This is a genomic window from Hahella ganghwensis DSM 17046 (assembly GCF_000376785.1).
Lineage (GTDB): Bacteria > Pseudomonadota > Gammaproteobacteria > Pseudomonadales > Oleiphilaceae > Hahella > Hahella ganghwensis.
In genome coordinates this window covers 94,071-113,229 of the sequence record NZ_AQXX01000138.1, presented here as the reverse complement: position 1 = coordinate 113,229, position 19,159 = coordinate 94,071, and the positions used below count along the sequence as shown (strand labels likewise).

The 19,159-nt window shown below is 51.1% G+C and carries 17 protein-coding genes; 11 read left to right on the top strand and 6 right to left on the bottom strand.

The genetic code is table 11. The annotated features are described in order from the left end of the window. The first annotated feature begins 26 nt into the window (after positions 1-26). A complete protein-coding gene (locus tag F566_RS0125990) occupies positions 27-845 on the top strand; it encodes a class I SAM-dependent methyltransferase (protein ID WP_020409971.1) in 819 nt (272 codons plus the stop codon). Here F566_RS0125990 and argH read toward each other — a convergent pair whose 3' ends face one another. Further along, on the bottom strand, positions 846-2,243 hold the full coding sequence (gene argH, locus F566_RS0125985; protein WP_020409970.1) for an argininosuccinate lyase: 1,398 nt from the start codon (positions 2,241-2,243) through the stop codon (positions 846-848). A 270-nt stretch (positions 2,244-2,513) separates the two neighbouring features. Here argH and F566_RS0125980 point away from each other — a divergent pair, with 270 nt between their 5' ends. The 6 genes from F566_RS0125980 (at position 2,514) to F566_RS0125955 (ending at position 8,691) form a co-directional block, all read left to right on the top strand. Beyond that, entirely contained in the window at positions 2,514-3,551 is a 1,038-nt protein-coding gene (locus tag F566_RS0125980; protein WP_020409969.1) for a sensor histidine kinase, read from the top strand. Positions 3,552-3,659: 108 nt separating this feature from the next. Then, positions 3,660-4,391: a LytR/AlgR family response regulator transcription factor gene (locus tag F566_RS0125975; protein WP_020409968.1), complete on the top strand. Its 732-nt coding sequence runs from the start codon at positions 3,660-3,662 to the stop codon at positions 4,389-4,391. A 119-nt stretch (positions 4,392-4,510) separates the two neighbouring features. Next, complete coding sequence (gene hemC / locus F566_RS0125970; RefSeq protein WP_020409967.1) at positions 4,511-5,446, top strand: hydroxymethylbilane synthase; 936 nt, start codon at positions 4,511-4,513, stop codon at positions 5,444-5,446. A gap of 9 nt (positions 5,447-5,455) precedes the next feature. Next, entirely contained in the window at positions 5,456-6,220 is a 765-nt protein-coding gene (locus F566_RS34135; RefSeq protein ID WP_020409966.1) for a uroporphyrinogen-III synthase, read from the top strand. Between the two features lie 57 nt (positions 6,221-6,277). Beyond that, positions 6,278-7,444: a uroporphyrinogen-III C-methyltransferase gene (locus tag F566_RS0125960; protein ID WP_020409965.1), complete on the top strand. Its 1,167-nt coding sequence runs from the start codon at positions 6,278-6,280 to the stop codon at positions 7,442-7,444. Next, positions 7,441-8,691: a heme biosynthesis HemY N-terminal domain-containing protein gene (locus F566_RS0125955; protein ID WP_020409964.1), complete on the top strand. Its 1,251-nt coding sequence runs from the start codon at positions 7,441-7,443 to the stop codon at positions 8,689-8,691. The genes F566_RS0125960 and F566_RS0125955 overlap by 4 nt, the downstream gene beginning before the upstream one ends. 23 nt (positions 8,692-8,714) lie before the next feature. Here F566_RS0125955 and F566_RS0125950 read toward each other — a convergent pair whose 3' ends face one another. From F566_RS0125950 to trxA, 4 genes are all read right to left on the bottom strand, one after another. After that, complete coding sequence (locus F566_RS0125950) at positions 8,715-9,722, bottom strand: 2Fe-2S iron-sulfur cluster-binding protein (RefSeq protein ID WP_020409963.1); 1,008 nt, start codon at positions 9,720-9,722, stop codon at positions 8,715-8,717. A 29-nt stretch (positions 9,723-9,751) separates the two neighbouring features. Beyond that, on the bottom strand, positions 9,752-11,224 hold the full coding sequence (gene ubiD / locus F566_RS0125945) for a 4-hydroxy-3-polyprenylbenzoate decarboxylase (RefSeq protein WP_020409962.1): 1,473 nt from the start codon (positions 11,222-11,224) through the stop codon (positions 9,752-9,754). 181 nt (positions 11,225-11,405) lie between these two features. Beyond that, positions 11,406-12,668 (bottom strand): transcription termination factor Rho, encoded by a 1,263-nt coding sequence (gene rho, locus F566_RS0125940; protein WP_020409961.1) that lies wholly within the window; start codon positions 12,666-12,668, stop codon positions 11,406-11,408. A gap of 294 nt (positions 12,669-12,962) precedes the next feature. After that, positions 12,963-13,289: a thioredoxin TrxA gene (gene trxA / locus F566_RS0125935; RefSeq protein WP_026180322.1), complete on the bottom strand. Its 327-nt coding sequence runs from the start codon at positions 13,287-13,289 to the stop codon at positions 12,963-12,965. Positions 13,290-13,541: 252 nt separating this feature from the next. On the opposite strand from trxA, the gene ppx reads away from it, so the two are divergent. Then, complete coding sequence (gene ppx / locus F566_RS0125930) at positions 13,542-15,092, top strand: exopolyphosphatase (RefSeq protein ID WP_020409959.1); 1,551 nt, start codon at positions 13,542-13,544, stop codon at positions 15,090-15,092. Positions 15,093-15,175: 83 nt separating this feature from the next. Here the strand turns inward: ppx and F566_RS0125925 are convergent, their stop codons facing one another. Continuing rightward, positions 15,176-17,137 carry an ATP-binding cassette domain-containing protein gene (locus F566_RS0125925; RefSeq protein ID WP_020409958.1) on the bottom strand — a complete coding sequence of 654 codons (1,962 nt, stop codon included), beginning with the start codon at positions 17,135-17,137 and terminating at the stop codon, positions 15,176-15,178. A 72-nt stretch (positions 17,138-17,209) separates the two neighbouring features. On the opposite strand from F566_RS0125925, the gene F566_RS0125920 reads away from it, so the two are divergent. From F566_RS0125920 to bamJ, 3 genes are all read left to right on the top strand, one after another. Continuing rightward, a complete protein-coding gene (locus F566_RS0125920; RefSeq protein WP_020409957.1) occupies positions 17,210-17,767 on the top strand; it encodes a TIGR02444 family protein in 558 nt (185 codons plus the stop codon). A gap of 140 nt (positions 17,768-17,907) precedes the next feature. Continuing rightward, positions 17,908-18,321, top strand: a complete 414-nt coding sequence (locus tag F566_RS0125915) for a DUF4124 domain-containing protein (RefSeq protein ID WP_020409956.1) — start codon at positions 17,908-17,910, stop codon at positions 18,319-18,321. Positions 18,322-18,394: 73 nt separating this feature from the next. Further along, positions 18,395-19,093 carry a BamJ family beta-barrel-assembly machinery protein gene (bamJ, locus tag F566_RS0125910; protein WP_020409955.1) on the top strand — a complete coding sequence of 233 codons (699 nt, stop codon included), beginning with the start codon at positions 18,395-18,397 and terminating at the stop codon, positions 19,091-19,093. The last annotated feature ends 66 nt before the right edge of the window (positions 19,094-19,159 follow it).

The window sequence follows — 19,159 nt, the reverse complement described above, 5'->3', positions numbered from 1 at the left end:
AGATCACCTTGGAAATGGACGCAGGTATGGAAACGTCATCTTACCCATGCAGGGTATGCCTGGATAAAACAACGCCTATAGGCACCACCGACTTTAACAAATCAGGTAATGACCACTTTGAGGGTAACCGCCTGTTCCCTGTTTCTGAAGACCTCGTTGAGTATTACCGATGCCAACGCTGCGGCTATATGTTCACCCCGTTCTTTGATCAATGGGAGCACCACGACTTTCAACAAAGAATCTATAACCAGGATTATCTTCTGGCAGATCCACCATTTGCCGGTGAGCGTCCGGAGCGTCTGGCAGCCTACCTGACCGACCTGCTGGGAACAGACTATCGGCATATTTCCATGCTGGATTACGGTGGAGGCGAAGGGCTCCTGGAGCAGTACCTGAATCGACAGGGGATTAGCCACTGCACAACCTATGACCCCTATCACCACACGAACTCACTCCCACCTGAGGGAAAGTTTTCATTGGTGACAGCCTTTGAGGTTGTGGAACATGTTCAGGACCAATACCAACTGTTCAGGGAGCTTTGTTCACTGACTGAAAATGACGGAGTGTTATTATTTAGCACACTTCTACAACCTGAAAATATCGATAGAGTCGGCACCGATTGGTGGTATGTATGCCCAAGAAACGGCCACATGGCATTTCATACCCAGGAAAGTCTAAAGTGGGTTCTGAAAGAGTTCAGTTTTTGTTTGCAGTCGCTTAGTGATGAAATTCATATCGCCTGGCGAAATCCCAATGACATCGCCAGGCGTTTTATCAACAGGGCCGAAACTGTTCAGGTGAACACCCCCTCTCCAACCCAATTGACAGCGGATTCCGTCAACTGATTACCTGTCTGCCAGCCAGGACTTCACCCTGGCTGCCGCCGCTTTCACCTGGACCGGCGCGGTGCCTCCCGTATGATTCCGGGCGTTTACCGAGCCCTCCAATGTCAGAACATCAAAAACGTCGGCGTCAATCACCTGGCTGAATTGCTGCAGTTCTTCCAGGGTCATTTCACTCAAATCACGATTTTCCGCCACTCCGAAGGCGACGGATTTGCCAACTATTTCATGGGCATCACGGAAGGGTACGCCTTTGCGAACCAGATAATCAGCCAGATCAGTCGCCGTTGAAAAGCCACGACGAGCCGCTTCTTCCATGACCGGACGGTTTACAGTCAGCGCAGGCATCATATCGCCGTAGGCCTTTAAGGAGCCTTTCACTGTATCGATTGTGTCGAACAGGGGCTCTTTATCTTCCTGATTATCTTTGTTGTAGGCCAATGGCTGGCTTTTCATCAACGTCAACAAAGAAGTCAGGTGGCCATAAACTCTGCCTGTTTTACCCCGGATCAGCTCAGGAACATCGGGGTTCTTCTTCTGCGGCATAATGGAAGAGCCTGTGCAAAAGCGATCCGGAAGATTAATGAAGTTGAACTGGGCAGAAGTCCACAGTACCAACTCTTCAGAAAAACGTGAAAGATGCATCATCAAGAGGCTGGCAAAACCACTGAACTCGATCGCAAAGTCGCGATCACTCACAGCATCCAAAGAGTTTTCCGCCACTGCTGAAAAGCCCAGCAGATCGCACGTGATCTGACGATCAATCGGATAGGTGGTTCCGGCCAGTGCAGCCGCTCCCAGAGGCAGGACATTTACCCGCTCCCGACAATCCTGCAAGCGCCCGTAGTCTCGCTTCAGCATTTCCACCCAGGCCAGCATATGATGACCAAAAGTGACTGGCTGAGCTGTCTGCAGATGGGTGAAGCCAGGCATAATAGCGTCAGCCTCGCGCTCAGCCAGGCCGACAAGACCTTCGATCAAGCGCTTCAGTTCCGCTCCGATAACATCAATCTCATCTCTCAGGTATAGACGGATATCCGTTGCTACCTGGTCGTTACGGGATCGGCCTGTATGCAGTTTTTTCCCGGTGATGCCAATCTTCTGGGTCAGCCGTGCCTCAATGTTCATGTGCACATCTTCCAGCGTTACCGACCAGTCAAACTTACCGGCTTCAATCTCACTGCGAATATCATTCAGCCCGGCCATGATCTGATCCCGCTCTTCTTCGGTCAGCACTCCGACCTTGGTCAGCATGGTAGCGTGGGCAATAGAGCCCTGTATGTCATGAAAGTAGAGTCGCTGGTCGAACCCCACCGAAGCTGTAAAGCGTTCAACAAAGGCATCTGTGGCTTCGGTAAAACGGCCACCCCAGGGTTTATCGGTGGTATCCTGCTTTGTCATGGTGTTCAACTTGCCCCATACTGAGAGAGTTAACAGATTTGCCAGGATTCTACGCCTTTACTGAATACTGCAAAGGCGGCCTGTGTGAGGTTGGCGATTATAAGCGCCTGCGTATGAATTTTCTAACCTTGCGTGATCGGCCCCCTTGCCGGGTAGAGGTTTGTCTTTCAATAATGGAAAGAAAACCTCATCGATGACGGAGAGTGGACGCCAGGTTTACAGATTGCCCCTATCACATATACCCAACAGCCAATAACCCGGATTAAATACATGGAGCCAACCGGTAAAACAGAGCCATACAATGGTTTTTTCCTACCTAATCTCTGCACAGTTCAGGCATTGTTGTTCCTGGTGCTGGGAACCGAAATCTGCGCCTTACTGTTTACGCTGATTAATTACGGGCTACTGAATTTCAACTGGGATTACTTCGCACTGACGTCACTATTCATGCTCTGGGTGGTTCACACCAGCGCCATCATTCTGTGCCAGCTACGCAAATGGGGCCGTCAGTGGAGTGTTTCCCAACAGGCTTTAGTGACTTACGGTGTGGTCATTGCCACCACCACACTCTTTGCTGTTCTGGCTGGGTATTTCCGTACCGCCGGTAAGGTTGGCTGGGATTACTGGTTTGTGTTGCAAGCGATTCTGATTGCAGCCATTTTAACCGGCGCACTACTTCGATACTTTTACCTGCAGCATCTCTGGCACCAACAGCAACGCTCTGAGCTGGAATCACGGGTACAGGCACTGCAGGCCAGAATACGCCCCCACTTTCTGTTCAACAGCATGAACTCCATCGCCGGGCTGATTCCAGAAGATGCAGAAGCCGCAGAAGAAGCGGTATTAGATCTGGCTGAACTGTTCCGGGCAGCGTTAAGAGAGTCCTCATCATTGGTACCGATCAATGATGAACTTGGCTTATGCGAGCGTTATCTACGCATAGAAAAACTGCGCCTGGGCCCACGCCTGCATCTTGAATGGCATATCAAACCGTTAACCAAGGCGGCCCAAGTACCGCCATTGACCCTTCAACCTCTGATTGAAAATGCCATATACCATGGCATCCAACCAAATCCATCGGGCGGAACCATTAAAATTACCGCCTATGAACAGGGCACCTGGCTATATGTGCTGATCTCTAATCCCATTGCGCCCCATCCGGGCAGCCAGAAACATCAGGGTAACCGAATCGCCATGCGCAACATTCGCAGCCGTCTGCAAGCATTTTTCGGGGATCAGGCGGTACTCAAGACCAGCCAGTTGGACAACCAGTTCACCGCGACCCTGAGAATCCCCTTAACTCGTTGATAATACTGACAGGCTCGCCGACTTTCGGAACAGCTTGGTCTATAATGAACGGATACTTTAACCATCGGAAATATCAGGATTTCCCTTTTGAGTTTATAGTGCAGTCCCATGATCAGAGTACTTATTGTCGATGATGAACCTCTGGCCCGAGCGCGACTTCAGCGCCTCCTGGCAGGTTCACCCTATCAGGTATGTGGAGAAGCCGGTGACGGTGAAGAAGCCCTGAAACTTTCCCGCGAACATCACCCCGACGTTATGCTTCTGGATATTCGCATGCCGGGTACTGATGGGCTGGAAGTCGCCAGCCGACTTGCCGACTTTGAGCATCCACCGGCCATTGTTTTCACGACGGCCTACGATGAATATGCACTGGAAGCCTTCAAGGTTCGGGCGCAGAACTATCTGCTCAAACCGGTCAGAAAAGAAGATCTGTTTGATGCTCTGTCGAAAGTCACACAACTGACCCAGGCGCAACAGACCGTCATCCAGCAACATCAACAGGGGGCACAAAGTGCCCATCTGGTATGTCGCAGTGTTCGGGGCGTACAGAGAATTCCTTTAACAGATGTCCTCTACCTCCAGGCTGCCGACAAATACGTTACGGTGGTTCATAAATCCGGAGAAACCCTAAGCGATCAGACCCTGAAAGAACTTGAGCAGACGCTGAAACCTCACATGCTAAGGATCCACCGCAATACCCTGATCAACCATCATTATCTGGACCGGCTGCAAAGAGTTCAGGATGGCCATTTCGAAGTTTACCTGAAAGGGGTCGACCAGGGGCTGAGCGTCAGCCGTCGCCTTGTCAGCGAGGTGAAGAGCTTCCTGAACGAACAATGACATTGAAGACTCCAAAGGTTATTCTTGCAGGCCGGAAAACAAGTTGGAAACACTCTGCGATCCGTTTTCAGACTTGCCATAATTGAACCTACGACCACAGCAAACGCCAAAAGAATCTTATGACCATCACAAAGAACCGACTTGTCATCGCCACCCGACAAAGTGCTCTCGCCCTATGGCAGGCTGAATATGTTAAGGCCGCCCTGGAAGAAATACACCCCGGTCTGGAAGTCGAACTGTTGGGCCTGACCACCAAAGGAGACAAGATTCTGGATGTACCGTTGGCTAAAGTCGGCGGTAAAGGCTTGTTTGTTAAGGAACTTGAACAGGCCATGCTGGAAGGACGTGCCGACATTGCCGTCCATTCCATGAAAGATGTCCCCATGGAGTTTCCTGAAGGCCTGGGGCTTGGCGCCATATTGAAAAGAGAAACCCCGACAGATGCTTTTGTCAGCAACCACTTCGGCTCCGTCGATGAACTGCCTGAAGGCTCTGTTGTCGGCACTTCCAGTCTGCGTCGCCAATGCCAACTGGCTGCCCGCCGCCCGGACCTGAAAATAGTATCTCTGCGGGGGAATGTGAATACGCGGCTGGCGAAGCTGGACGCTGGAGAATTCGACGCCATTATCCTCGCGTCTTCCGGACTAAAACGTCTGGAGTTTCATGATCGCATTCGAATGGAAATGCCACCTGAAGAAAGCCTTCCCGCTGTCGGTCAGGGAGCACTGGGTATCGAGTGCCGTACTGAAGATCAAGACTCCCTGCAATTGATCGCACCTTTGATAGATGAAGAAACCACCCGCTGCGTGAGTGCTGAAAGGGCCATGAATCACCGTCTACAGGGAGGCTGCCAGGTCCCCATCGCCGGTTATGCCGAGCTTCAGGGAGATCAATTATCACTCAGAGGCCTGGTAGGCAGCGTCGATGGTCAGAGAGTAATCAGAGATGCGGTTTCCGGACATGTAGAAGAAGCAGAGAAAATTGGCCGCTCACTGGCGGAGAAGCTACTGTCCCAGGGCGCCGGAGACATCCTCAGCGAAATTTACGGTGACTGAAACAGGCTTATGACGACCGCAGGCTGCGCCGGGAAGATACTCCTGACTCGTTCAAAGCCGGATAATTCCGGCCTGAAAACCCGACTGATCAATCAGGGATATGATGTCCGCGAACTGCCGCTACTGACTATCACTCCCCTGGAAGAGTCACCTGCAATCAGAGACAGAGTGCTGAATATTGATCAGTATGATGCGGTCATCTCCACCAGCAAACACGCATCCTTTATCCTCAACCAGCTCATGGATACCTATTGGCCTCAGCCCCCCATTGGCATCCATTGGTTTGCCATGGGACCGGCCAGCGCCGCACCGCTGCAGGAAACAGGAGAACAAGTCTTCCTGCCACCTTCAGGCAATACCAGCGAAGACATGTTAAGGCATCCTGAGCTTCAGTTTCCGGATGGCAAGAAAATTCTGCTGGTTAAAGGTGAAGGGGGCAGAGACACTCTTTCCCAGGAGCTGAGCGAAAGAGGCGCCCACGTCGATAAGCTTGATCTCTACCGGCGCACCCCGGAAGATTACACCAATGAAACCCTTCAGGCCGTATTCGGGCAATGGCAACCAGAGCTGATCGTGGTACTATCCGGTGAAGCATTGGACAGTCTGTGGTCGTTATGTGGGAAAATCGGCTATGCTTTAAAATCAACCAGATGCATTATTCCCAGCCAGCGAGTAGCCGATAAGGCCCGAACGCTGGAACTGAAGTTCGAGATCGCAGCCTCGTTAAAAGAAGACGCCCTGGCGGAGACAATCAGCATTTGCTTACAAAAATGACGCCCAAGGCATCCCAGAAACCGTTTCAGAAACAACTCGAATAAAGTAGGAAAGAGAGTGACGGAAGAGACCCCCAAACCCACACTGCCAGCGACAAACCCGGCAGACACTGATACGCCGCCGGTTTCCCCTCCTTCCTCATCCGGCCCCACGCCACAGGCTAAGGTAACCGGTCCCAGGATCTGGCCACTCTGGCTTGGCATATTGATTCTACTCGTTGCTTTGGTTCTGGCCTCCGGCTGGTTCTGGACTCAACTGCAATCCTGGCAAACCAAAGTTGATCTGGCCATTGAACAGAGCCAGTCAGGAACCTCGCTGGTAAATCAAACCAGCCAGCGTTACGAAACCAAGCTGACACAACTGGACTCCGCCCTGGAGCGTCAGAATAGTCAACTGACAGAGATAAGGAATCAACTGGACCAGACCGCAAGACGTATTCTGACGGTTGGTGAAACCGGCCGTACAGACTGGCTGTTGGCTGAAGCTGAATACCTTCTGCGACTCGGTAATCAAAGACTGCATATGGAACGGGATTATCAGGGGTCTTTGGCCATACTCCAGGCAGCAGATCAGGTTCTGGCAGAAACCAAAGAAGCAGCCGTATTCCCAGTCCGCAAAGCCCTTGCCAATGAAATTGTGCAACTGGAGGCTGTCGCCGATGTTGATCGTCAGGGAATATACCTGAAACTCGAAGCGCTGATCGAACAGATTGAGAGCCTGGATCAACGCCTGTTTTTTCAGGAGGCTCCTCTTCTAAGTCAAACCAATACTGAGGAAGAGAACGCTCCGGACAAAACCTGGTTTGAAAGGACCAAAGAATCCATCAAGCAACTGGAAAAGTATTTCGTCATCAGATTCCCCGAAGAAGAAATCAAACCTCTGATGGCTCCGGACCAGATTTACTATCTGCGTCAGAACCTCCGTCTGATGCTGGAGCAAGCTGAATTGGCCCTGCTGGACAAAAATCAGCAGGTCTTTGAACAAAGTCTGGGCAAGGCGGAAACCTGGATAGAGAATTACTTCATTACCAACAGCCCAGTCACCAAGGCAGTGTTGAAGAACGTTCAAGAACTGAAGACCCATAATATAGACCCGGATCTTCCGGACATTACCGAGTCACTTCACTTGCTCAAGAATCTTCTGGAGTCGGTCTACAAACGCGGCGCCAATGATGCCCAGTCACTAATGAGGCAACCGGCAACCAATGACGGGGAGGCGTCATGAACAAGACGGCTGTCATCCTTTTGATTGCCTTGTCCCTGGGGGCAGGGCTGGGCTTTCTGATCAAGCTTGACCCTGGTTACATTCGGGTGTCCTGGTATTACTTCCTGATGGAAACCAACATCTGGATCGGGCTTGCTCTGCTCGTGGCCTTTTATTTTGCCCTGAATTACCTCCTCTACCTTCTTGCACGAACACTCGGTATCAGGGCCGGCTGGCAGCAGTGGCGCCACTCGGTCAAACACAGCCGGGCTCAACGCAAGACCACCAGAGGTTTATTGGAGTACGCCGAGGGGAACTGGAAAAAAGCCCAGCGCTACCTATCCAGCAGTGCGGAGAAGTCAGAAACACCACTCATTAACTACCTTGCCGCGGCTCAGGCAGCTAACGAGTTGGGTAACGAGAAAGAAAGTGACCAACTGCTGCAGAAAGCATTCGAAAGCACCCCCGGCGGCGATGTTGCCATTGGCGTTACCCAGGCCCAACTACAACTCGCCCGCGGGCAACTGGAACAATGCCTATCAACGCTTTTGCGTCTACGCAAACGCACACCACACCACCCCTTTGTGTTGAAGCTCCTGCAACAGGTATACAGCCGTCTCTGTGATTGGCAAAAACTGGGGCAATTGATTCCTGAACTGCGGAAATATCGCGTTTTAAAGGAACAGGAACTGGACCAATTAGAACAAGACACCTGGCTGAATCTGCTCAAGCAGGGCACCGACGATGCCCTGAAGGCGAACAAATCTGAAGTCTACACTCAACCATTGAATGAAGTCTGGGACAAGATGCCGGCAGGTTTGCGTAAAACTGACGACATGGTGTATGCGTATGCCTCCCAGTTAGTCAGACTTGGTGCTAGTGGCCATGCGGAAGCTTTGGTCAGAAAACAGCTGCGGGTAGAGTGGAGTGAAGAACTGGTCAAATTCTATGGCAAGATCGCTGCGCCCGAAGTGGACAAGCAACTGCTGAATGCAGAAAACTGGCTGAAAGAGCGCCCCAATGACGCGGTACTACTACTGACTCTGGGACGCCTATGCCTGCGCAACCAACTATGGGGCAAAGCACGGGAGTACTTTGAGGCTAGCCTGAAACTCAAGAAAAGCCCCGAAGCCTATGCTGAACTGGGCAGGCTGCTCTCTCACATGGACCAGCATGCCGCGGGTGCCAGCTACCTGCTGCACGCACTGGAACAGGGCGCTCCTCTGCCAGAACTTCCCATGCCGCCTTTAAAAGCCCAGCAGGCCTAGTCGGAAGCAGCCTGGCGAGTAATCTAGCGAGGCGCATACTCCAGAACATCAGAGAAGAACTGGTGTTCTGGCAAGCCTGACGGTCCCAGTGCATCCAGGGCGGTATAAACCATCGTCGGGGAACCGCTGACGAATACCAGCGAATTCGCCCATTGATGCCCTTTAGCCAAGACTTCCCGCACCAGCTCAGCATGATGGCCCGGCCATTCATTATCTTTGTTGTCTGCACTCACAGGCACGAAAGTCAGTTGTGAGGTCTCATTCGCCCAGGTCTCCACCCATTGGCGCAAATACATTTCCTCACGCTGCCTGACTCCCCAGTATAAAGTGATTTGTCCTGAGTATTCATTGGCCAACAGGTACTCCGCCAGCGACTTCATCTGCGAAAAACCTGTTCCTGCAGCCACCAAAATAACATCAGTGTCAGGCACTGACGCCAGATAACTATTACCGAGAGGCAACATGGCCTTTACAACAGGGTTGTCTCGCAGATAATTGAGAATCGTGACCGCGCTCTGCTGATCGGAATGAACCTGAATGTGAAGCTCGATTTCCCTGCTCCCCGGAGCATTGGCGATCGAGAAGAAAGCACTGTCCAGACCCGGTATCAATAATTGGAGATACTGTCCTGCAAAGAACTCTGGGTTTTGGCCGGCAGGAGCTAACAGGATCACTCTGTATATATCTGCAGATAATGACTCTATCGACTTAACCTGCATCGCTAACTTTTTTGTTTCCAATTCGTTCGGCCCCCACAAGGCATTCAGTTCAAACTCACAATCACCGGCAGGTCGCGCCCGGCATAACAATACTTGCGCCTTTCCGCAACGCATCACGTTGACTAACGCATCCTTTTCAAGCTCTCCGTCTAGCACGGTGGCGCTACAGATATGGCATACACCATTGTCACAAGCATGGGGCATTCGATAGCCCTGCGCCAACACCGCTTCAAGTACCGTCTGCCCTGGAATCACCTTTATACGGTGGCCACTGGGCCGAAACTGGACGGTCAGCTCTCGCTCATCTTTCACGATACTCGCTTTACGCCAGCCATGTCGCTTTAATCTATTCCCAATTCAGACCAGATATCATCAACCCGTTGCTTGACGGCATCATCCATGACAATAGTACGTCCCCATTCCCTGGAGGTCTCACCCGGCCATTTGTTGGTAGCGTCCATTCCCATTTTTGAGCCAAGGCCGGAGATCGGCGAGGCGAAGTCTAAATAGTCAATTGGCGTATTTTCAACCATGACAGTGTCCCTGGCAGGATCCATACGCGTCGTTATCGCCCAGATAACGTCCTTCCAATCCCGGGCATTAACATCATCATCAGTCACGATAACAAACTTGGTATACATGAACTGTCGCAAAAACGACCACACCCCCATCATGACCCGCTTGGCATGCCCCGGGTATTGTTTCTTCATGGTGACAACCGCCAGACGATAGGAGCATCCCTCAGGCGGCAGGTAGAAATCCACGATCTCCGGAAACTGTTTCTGAAGTATTGGCACCAGCACTTCATTCAATGCTACGCCGAGCACGGCAGGTTCATCAGGCGGACGGCCAGTGTAGGTACTATGGTAGATGGGATTCTTGCGCTGCGTGATACGATCGACTGTAAACACCGGAAACTCATCCACCTCATTGTAATATCCGGTGTGATCACCAAATGGCCCCTCGGGGGCAGTCTCACCAGGGTGAATGACACCTTCCAGTACGATTTCAGCACTTGCAGGCACCTGAAGGTCACTCCCCAGACACTGCACGACTTCCGTTTTGTTGCCACGCAACAGACCGGCAAAGGCATATTCCGACAGGCCGTCAGGCACTGGTGTAACAGCGCCGAGAATAGTAGCTGGATCCGCTCCCAGGGCAACGGTGACAGGAAAAGGTTGGTCAGGATGGGCTTCACACCATTCACGATAATCCAGCGCACCACCTCGGTGACTCAACCATCGCATGATCAATTTGTTACGCCCGATCACTTGTTGCCGGTATATACCGAGGTTCTGCCGAGGCTTATTTGGCCCCTTTGTAATCACCAGCGGCCAGGTAATTAGCGGCCCAACGTCTCCGGGCCAGCAGGTTTGAACAGGCAACTGATATAGATCGACATCATCCCCTTCCTTGATGACTTCCTGGCAGGGTGCAGAACGCACCTCCTTTGGCGACATATTCATGACTTGCTTGAATATCGGCAGCTTACTCCAGGCATCCTTAAAACCCTTCGGGGGATCCGGCTCCTTCAAAAAAGCCAGGAGCTGACCTATCTCCCTGAGGTTTTCGACGCTTTCTGCCCCCATTCCCAGAGCAACACGCTCGGGAGTGCCGAACAGATTACCAAGCACCGGCATCGAATAGCCTTTCGGATTTTCGAACAATAGCGCGGGACCACCGCGCCTGAGTGTCCGGTCACAGATTTCCGTCATTTCCAGCTTCGGGTCAACGGGGGTCTTAATGCGTTTTAGCTCGCCACGCTTTTCCAGTACCTTGATAAAGTCTCGTAAATCGTTGTACTTGAATCCCATATCTGTTTCCGAGTGTTGATTTGCTGATATGTTTGTCGCTTGTGCTGGAGAGGGAATAAAGCGATACACCGCCGCGATCCCTCCCCTGATAACAAAAACCCCCGGGGAATACCGCCAGGGGTTTTATCAATCTGTACGAAGTAAATCGTCTCTTATACGGCAATAAAATACTTTAAAAGCACTACCGCTTCTTCATTGCCTGGAAGAATTCATCGTTGGTCTTGGTATCTTTCAATTTGTCGATCAGGAACTCAACTGCCGCAATGTCGTCTTCCATGGAATGAAGCAGCTTGCGAAGAATCCAGACTCTTTGCAGCTCATCTTCCGACATAAGCAGTTCTTCCCGACGCGTGCCGGAACGGCGAATGTTAATGGCCGGGAACACTCGTTTTTCCGAAACCTTGCGATCCAGATGAACCTCCAGGTTACCGGTTCCCTTGAACTCTTCGTAGATGACTTCATCCATTTTGGAACCGGTGTCGATCAATGCTGTTGCCAGGATTGTCAGACTGCCACCTTCTTCAACGTTACGGGCAGCACCAAAGAAACGCTTTGGCCGTTCCAGTGCATGGGCATCCACACCACCGGTCAACACCTTACCGGATGACGGTATGATGGTGTTGTAGGCTCGCGCCAGACGAGTGATGGAGTCCAAAAGGATAACCACATCTTTCTTGTGCTCAACGAGACGCTTAGCCTTCTCGATAACCATTTCAGCCACCTGTACGTGACGCGCCGGTGGCTCATCGAAGGTACTGGCAACCACTTCCCCGCGCACAGTCCGCTGCATCTCGGTCACCTCTTCAGGCCGCTCATCAATCAGCAGCACCATCAGATGACATTCTGGATTGTTACGGGTAATCGACTGGGCAATGTTCTGCATCAGCAGCGTCTTACCAGCTTTAGGAGGCGATACGATCAACCCACGCTGCCCTTTACCCACTGGCGCAACCAGATCAAGAATACGCGCAGACAAGTCTTCAGTACTGCCGTTTCCGGCTTCAAGTCTTAAACGTTCTTGTGGGAATAAAGGTGTGAGGTTTTCGAAGAGAATCTTGTTGCGGGCATTTTCGGGCTTGTCGAAATTGATTTCATTAACTTTCAACAGCGCGAAATAACGCTCACCGTCTTTGGGAGGCCGAATCTTTCCGGCAATGGTATCTCCCGTACGTAAGTTAAAACGACGGATCTGGCTGGGCGAGACATAAATGTCATCCGGGCCGGCCAGGTATGAGCTGTCTGCCGATCGGAGAAACCCGAATCCATCCTGGAGAATTTCAAGGACACCATCTCCGTAAATGTCTTCGCCACTTTTGGCGTGTTTCTTCAGAATACTGAAGATGACATCCTGTTTACGGGAACGGGCCATGTTATCCAAGCCCATTTCTTCGGCAATGGTGAGTAGTTCTGGAACGGGTTTCTTTTTAAGTTCAGTAAGATTCATAGGATTGAAAATGATTGACCTGACTAGAGAGGACGTTGGGTTTAGTCGGAAAGATTATTTGCTTCGGGTTAACAGTCAGACGCTATCTTCAGGATCAAACCCGAACGACAGACGTCTTTAATGACAAATGTCATATAAAACTAATTAAACACTCGTCTTGGAATTCTTTGCGATGAGAGGGGGGACTTTCACCGCGATAAAATGAAAGCAAAATTAGTATAGGTTGATTTATAGCCGTCGTCCAGAAAATTGCAAACTTTTCAGCGGGGAATATTTCCCCGCCGATCAAAATACTTACAGATTGCTATCCAAAAACGCTGTCAACTGGGACTTGGACAGTGCGCCAACCTTAGTCGCATCGACATTTCCGCCTTTGAACAGCATCAAAGTCGGAATCCCACGGATGCTGAACTTAGGTGGAGTTTTTTCGTTTTCATCGATATTCAGCTTACACACTTTCAAGCGGTCGCCGTATTCTTCTGCAATTTCTTCCAATACCGGGGCAATCATCTTGCATGGACCGCACCATTCTGCCCAATAGTCTACCAGCACCGGCAGCTCGGATTGCAGAACCTCGGTCTCAAAAGAATCATCAGTAACGTTCACAATTTGACTGCTCATAAATTTATTCCTGGGCTTTATAAAATTCGAAATAAGTCTCAACTGCAGAGAAAAAGAATCATGCGTTTCCGCAGTTTTCAGTGTGCCATGCATACTAAACAGCATGGAATCATCAGGCAACCTAATAGCGTTCAATTGAGCAGGCCGCCGGACATTCAACATTGCGACTAATAAGATTTCACGCGCGCAGTTGAGAATGAACTTAGGGATTGCTTAAATATAAGGCTTCCAATCTGGATTTCAAGGGCCTTCATGACAAACCCCACCACCGCTGTAGAAAACCAATCCTCCACCATTGCTCAATCTGATCTCATCGCTGCGATAGATATGGGCTCCAACAGCTTTCATATGGTGGTGGCTCAACTGGTCCATAACGAGATCCGCCCTCTTGAAAAGTTGGGGGAAAAAGTTCAGCTTGCTGCCGGACTCGACCACCGGCATTTTCTGGACGAGGCCTCACAGCACAGGGCTTTGGCATGTCTTGAGAGATTTGCCCAGCGTCTACAGGGGATGTCGGATAAATCAGTCCTGGTCGTCGGCACCAATGCTCTGAGGGTCGCCAAAAATGCAAAAACCTTCTTACGCAAAGCCGAAAAACTGCTTGGCCATAAAGTGTCCATTATCAGTGGCCGGGAAGAAGCCCGGCTTATCTATCTGGGTGTAGCGCATTCTCTGGCGGACGATGCAGATAACCGGCTGGTCATCGATATCGGAGGGGGCAGTACGGAATTTATTATCGGGCAGCGTTTCGAGACCAGGGAATTGGAGAGCCTTCACATGGGCTGCGTGTCTTTCCGCGACAAATATTTCAGCGACGGAAAAATCACCTCGGTCCAAATGGCGAGAGCTGTCGTGGAAGCCTCCCGCGAGCTGCTCAGCATCCGCAGCCGGTACAGGAAGGTAGGATGGCATCACTGTGTGGGCTCGTCCGGTTCAATTAAAGCTATCGCTCAGGTCCTGATTGCCAATGAATGGAGCAAAGGTGATGCGATCACCATGGAAGGGCTCAACAAACTTCACAGTGAAGTGGTACGCCTGGGTAGCATCAGTCGTCTGGCCAAGCTTGGCGTACGCAAAGACCGGCTGTCGATCTTTCCTTCAGGTCTGGCGATTTTGCTGGCTGCGTTCGATGTCCTGAAAATAAATGAAATGGAATTCTGTGACGGTGCCCTGAGGGAAGGTCTACTCTACGACATGATTGGACGAAATCAGCACGAAGATGTCCGGGAAAGAACCATAAACAGTCTGCAGGAGCGTTATCTGGCCGATCGAGATCATGCGATGGCCGTTGCCGACACCGCCGATATACTGTGGCAGGCTTCAAAGGAACCGCTGGAACTTGAGGACGACCAAAGAGAATTGTTGCGATGGGCCTCCCAGCTACATGAAGTTGGTCTGGCCATCTCCCATTCACAGTTCCATAAGCATGGCGCTTACCTGATTCGTTACTCGGATCTTGCCGGTTTCAGCAGACAATCGCAGTTTGCCATGGCGGTTCTGGTCAGGTTCCATCGCCGCAAGATCAATGATGCCTTGTTCAGTGAATATTGCACTGAAGAGGCCGAAACTCTCAAACCTCTGGCCATACTCCTAAGACTCGCTGTCGTTCTGCAGCGACCGAGAAACGGCGAGACTCCGAATGGATTAACCGCTTCCGGCAATAATAAGCAACTCCACCTGCAATTCCCTGCCAACTGGCTTCAGGATCGAAGCCTGATCCTGGCGGAACTGGAGTCAGAACAGGCATATCTGAGCAAGTTTGGCTTTAAACTGACCTTCGACGACTCTTCTTCAGGCAGCTAAAACAAGAAACCTCAGAAAAACCACAGGCGTTGCCAGTACAACGTCGCTAACGTTTTTCTGAGGTTCTCTGAATCAATTAAGACTTAGAAAGAGAGGCTTTCCAGCTCTTCATTTAAAGCCAGCCAATGCTCCTCTACATCCGCCAGTTCCTGTTTTGCGGATTGCTGTTCTGCCAAAGCCTGCTTTAGCTCATCTTTTTTATGGTCCAGATAAAGCTCATTGTCCGATAGAGTCTCCTCTACCTGAGCCAGCCTGTTCTGCAGAGATTCCATTTTCTTTTCCAACTGACCAATCTGTTTTTTTAGAGGACTTAGCTTCTGACGGCGCTCAGCCTCTTCTCGCTTACGGGCTCTTTTTTCTTCGGCACTTTCGACCTCTTTGCCAGAATCATCTTCGCAATCGTTATCAATTCCGGTCCCTGCACTCAGCCCATTTGACTGTCTCTCAGACTCTTTTTCAGCCTGAACCTTGAGCTTGAGCAGGCGGGTTAATTCAGCCTCGTAATCTTCCAGCGAGCCATCATACGGCTCAACCTTGCCTGCGTGTACCCACACAAACTGATCCGCCAGGGCTCGCAGCAGATGTCGATCATGAGACACCACGATGACTGTGCCCGGGTATTCCTGAAGAGCAATATTCAGAGCATGCCGCATTTCCAGATCCAGGTGGTTGGTCGGCTCATCGAGCAATAGCAGATTAGGCTTGTTCCAGGCAATCAAAGCCAATGCGAGTCGGGCCCTTTCTCCGCCTGAGAAATTACGAACATCTCCTGTCGCCTGATCTCCAGGAAAGCCAAAGCCACCAAGGAAATTACGAATCTCTTGTTCAGACGCAGCCGCACGTTGTTTCTGCAGCATCTGCATGGGGGTCGCTGTAACATCCAGAGCTTCTAACTGATGCTGGGCAAAATAACCGACTCGGAGATGTTCACCCCCTGTCCGATCTCCGCCCATCAGTTGCAACTGCCCCGCGAGTGTTTTCACCAATGTGGATTTACCTTCGCCGTTCGCGCCCAGAATCCCGATTCTCATACCTGGAAGCAAGGTCATATTAACCCTGTTCAGCACCGGCGTCTGGCCATATCCCATCACGGCATTATCCAGAACCAATAAGGGGCTGGACATTTTGTCACTGCAGGGAAGGGAGAACTTGAAGGGGGAGTCCACATGTGCAGGTGCGATCAGCTCCATACGGGACAGTTCCTTCAATCGGCTTTGTGCCTGACGGGCTTTTGTCGCCTTGGCACCGAATTTACGGACAAAGTTCTGAATTTCGGCAATCCGGGTCTGTTGCTTCTCATGCATGGCCTGTTGCTGGGCCAGACGACTGGCACGGGCAACTTCAAACTGGCTGTAATTACCGGTATACAGCTGCAGTTTACGGTTCTCAAAATGCACGATATTGGTGGCAAGATGATCAATAAAATCCCGGTCGTGCGAAATGAATAGCAGCGTCCCGGTATATCTGAGTAGCCAGTTCTCCAGCCACACAAGAGCATCCAGATCCAAGTGGTTGGTCGGTTCATCCAGCAGCATCAAATCAGAGGGGCACATCAACGCCTGAGCCAGATTCAAACGAATTCGCCAGCCACCGGAAAATGAGCCGACAGGTTTGTCCTGTTGGGAACGTCTGAATCCAAGCCCCTCCAGCAGTTGTCTGGCCCGAACGTCAGCCGTGTAGCCGTCAATGCTGTCCAGAGCCTGATGGTATCGTGCCACCGCCATACCGTCTTCATCTGCTTCCGCCTGAGCCAAAGCTTTCTGAATTCGACGCAGCTCTTTATCACCGTCCAATACAAAGTCCAGCGCCGAGCAATCCAGCGCGGGTGTTTCCTGAGCCATGTGAGCGATACGAGTTCCACCGGGCATCTGGATTTCACCTGTATCGGCGGTTAACTGCCCCATAATCAGGCTGAACATTGTGGATTTGCCACAGCCATTGGCGCCGACAATAGCAACCCGACTGCCTGGATTAAGTGTCAAATCGACATTTTCCAGCAGGTATTGCCCTGAACGTTGTATAGATAGATGATTGATATTTAGCATGGCGGCGGATTCTACCATGCAGCCCGGCGGGTGAATATGCCCGGATGAGGCGAACTGATACCAGATAGGGCAATGATGGACGTTTTATCCGACAAGCAACCTCTGCAACTGAATAACGCTCTTTGGGAGTATGCTTGTTCCCGCTACACTCATCCGGAACTTAGAGACTTGTGTCTGCACCTGCAGGAGTCCAGGGGCGCCGACGTCAACCTGTTGCTGGCCGCAGGTTGGACGGCCCTGAACGGCATGCGAATGAGTGTTCAACAGGTTCACAATCATGTCAGCGAGTGGCGTCACCGTATCATCCTTCCCATCAGACTTTGCCGGCAATCCCTTAACAAGCAAATCTGCCTTGAACGCAAACTACGCTCCACCGCACTGCGGCTGGAAATTCTTGCTGAACAAGTCGAGCTAGCTCAGATATACAGGCACGTAACGGAGCACTGTAGACTTGTACCGATATCGGAGGCATCCCCCCCATCGGAAAAACTAGATATCGTCACCATATGTAACCAAAACCTGCTTGACACTTTGCTCTGCGAGGGGCACGCTCACCCTGTTATTGACAGCGAAATTGAGAGACTGTCTTTTTTACTACTCAACAATGAGACTCCCGCCTCAGATGTATAAAGGATAAGCGGCGAGTAGCTCAGTTAACGCATCTGACAGCTTACTGACAAATGAAGTGGATATTCCGGTTTCTGACAATCTGTTCCCTGTGCGTAGCACTCGCTATTCCGTTTTTCATTAAAGGGCAAAGCGGGGGTGCCATGTGGTCATTACCATTTCTTAAGGATCAGGACACACCCACGCTAATTCAACTGGACAAGAAACTACCGGAAAAAGAGGTTGTTCGCCAAGTATATAAATGGAAGGACAGCGAAGGTGTCTGGCAATACAGTGATGCCCCACCGCCCGAAGGCACTGAAGTCGCGACTCTCTCTGTCAGCAACAAAGCCAATATTATTCAATCAGTTAAAGTTCCAGAAGAAGAACCGGAAAACACCATTTCACCTACCTCCCAAATCTCATCTGAGGCTCAAAAGACTCTCGAAGAAGCCGCCGATGAGGACGTTCTGTCATTTGACCGCGCCCTGAATATCATGGAAGAGGCCAAAGCCGTTCGTGAACTGATGAATGCCCGCAACCAACACCTCAATGAGATTGCCGGCGGAAGCGACTAGTTTCCGGGGTGGTGCTGTTCCTAAAAACAGGTTACCTTACGGACCTTTGCCCCAATCCTAAAAAGGAGTAAATATGAAAAAGGCCCTAGCCTGCCTGAGCGGAATTGCCTGCGCCGCCATGTTGAGTTCCACCGCTCTGGCTGAAGATAAAAAAACCGGGCTGGAAACCGAGCAGCAGAAGATTGGCTACAGTTTCGGACAAATGTTTGGTCGCCGCCTGGGTGACAGCATGCCTGAACTGGACATCGATTCCTTCATGATGGGTATTCAGGATGCCTATTCTGGCAATCCCTCAAAACTGACCGATGAAGAAATTGCCGCGCTGATGCAGGAATACCAAACCCAGCAACAGGCCAAACAACGTCAGCAAATGGAAGAACTGGCTAGTGAAAACCGTGAAAAGGGTACCGCCTTCCTGGCTGAAAATGCCAAGAAAGATGGCGTGGTGACCACCGATAGCGGTCTTCAGTACAAAGTTCTGGCTGAAGGTGAAGGCAAAAACCCAGCTCTGACCGATACCGTTGAAGTTCACTACACCGGTACTCTGATCAGCGGTGATGTGTTTGATAGCTCCGTTCAACGTGGCAAACCTGTCACATTTCCTGTTAACGGCGTCATCCCTGGATGGATCGAAGCACTCCAACTGATGAAGCCCGGCAGCAAGTGGCAGCTGTTTATCCCGTCAGACCTGGCTTATGGTCCAACCGGCAACGGCCGTATTGGTCCTAATGAAACGCTGCTGTTTGAGGTTGAACTTCTCGCTATTAAGTAAGCCGACCTCATTCCCCCAACTCCCGGGCGACCTGTCCGGGAGTATCTCTCCTTCATAGATTTGACT

Coding starts and splice junctions, on each gene's coding strand:
- F566_RS0125990 (WP_020409971.1), top strand. CDS start 27: ATGGAAACGTCATCTTACCCATGCAGGGTATGCCTGGATAAAACAACG.
- argH (WP_020409970.1), bottom strand. CDS start 2,243: ATGACAAAGCAGGATACCACCGATAAACCCTGGGGTGGCCGTTTTACC.
- F566_RS0125980 (WP_020409969.1), top strand. CDS start 2,514: ATGGAGCCAACCGGTAAAACAGAGCCATACAATGGTTTTTTCCTACCT.
- F566_RS0125975 (WP_020409968.1), top strand. CDS start 3,660: ATGATCAGAGTACTTATTGTCGATGATGAACCTCTGGCCCGAGCGCGA.
- hemC (WP_020409967.1), top strand. CDS start 4,511: ATGACCATCACAAAGAACCGACTTGTCATCGCCACCCGACAAAGTGCT.
- F566_RS34135 (WP_020409966.1), top strand. CDS start 5,456: ATGACGACCGCAGGCTGCGCCGGGAAGATACTCCTGACTCGTTCAAAG.
- F566_RS0125955 (WP_020409964.1), top strand. CDS start 7,441: ATGAACAAGACGGCTGTCATCCTTTTGATTGCCTTGTCCCTGGGGGCA.
- ubiD (WP_020409962.1), bottom strand. CDS start 11,224: ATGGGATTCAAGTACAACGATTTACGAGACTTTATCAAGGTACTGGAA.
- rho (WP_020409961.1), bottom strand. CDS start 12,668: ATGAATCTTACTGAACTTAAAAAGAAACCCGTTCCAGAACTACTCACC.
- trxA (WP_026180322.1), bottom strand. CDS start 13,289: ATGAGCAGTCAAATTGTGAACGTTACTGATGATTCTTTTGAGACCGAG.
- ppx (WP_020409959.1), top strand. CDS start 13,542: ATGACAAACCCCACCACCGCTGTAGAAAACCAATCCTCCACCATTGCT.
- F566_RS0125925 (WP_020409958.1), bottom strand. CDS start 17,137: ATGCTAAATATCAATCATCTATCTATACAACGTTCAGGGCAATACCTG.
- F566_RS0125920 (WP_020409957.1), top strand. CDS start 17,210: ATGATGGACGTTTTATCCGACAAGCAACCTCTGCAACTGAATAACGCT.
- F566_RS0125915 (WP_020409956.1), top strand. CDS start 17,908: ATGTGGTCATTACCATTTCTTAAGGATCAGGACACACCCACGCTAATT.
- bamJ (WP_020409955.1), top strand. CDS start 18,395: ATGAAAAAGGCCCTAGCCTGCCTGAGCGGAATTGCCTGCGCCGCCATG.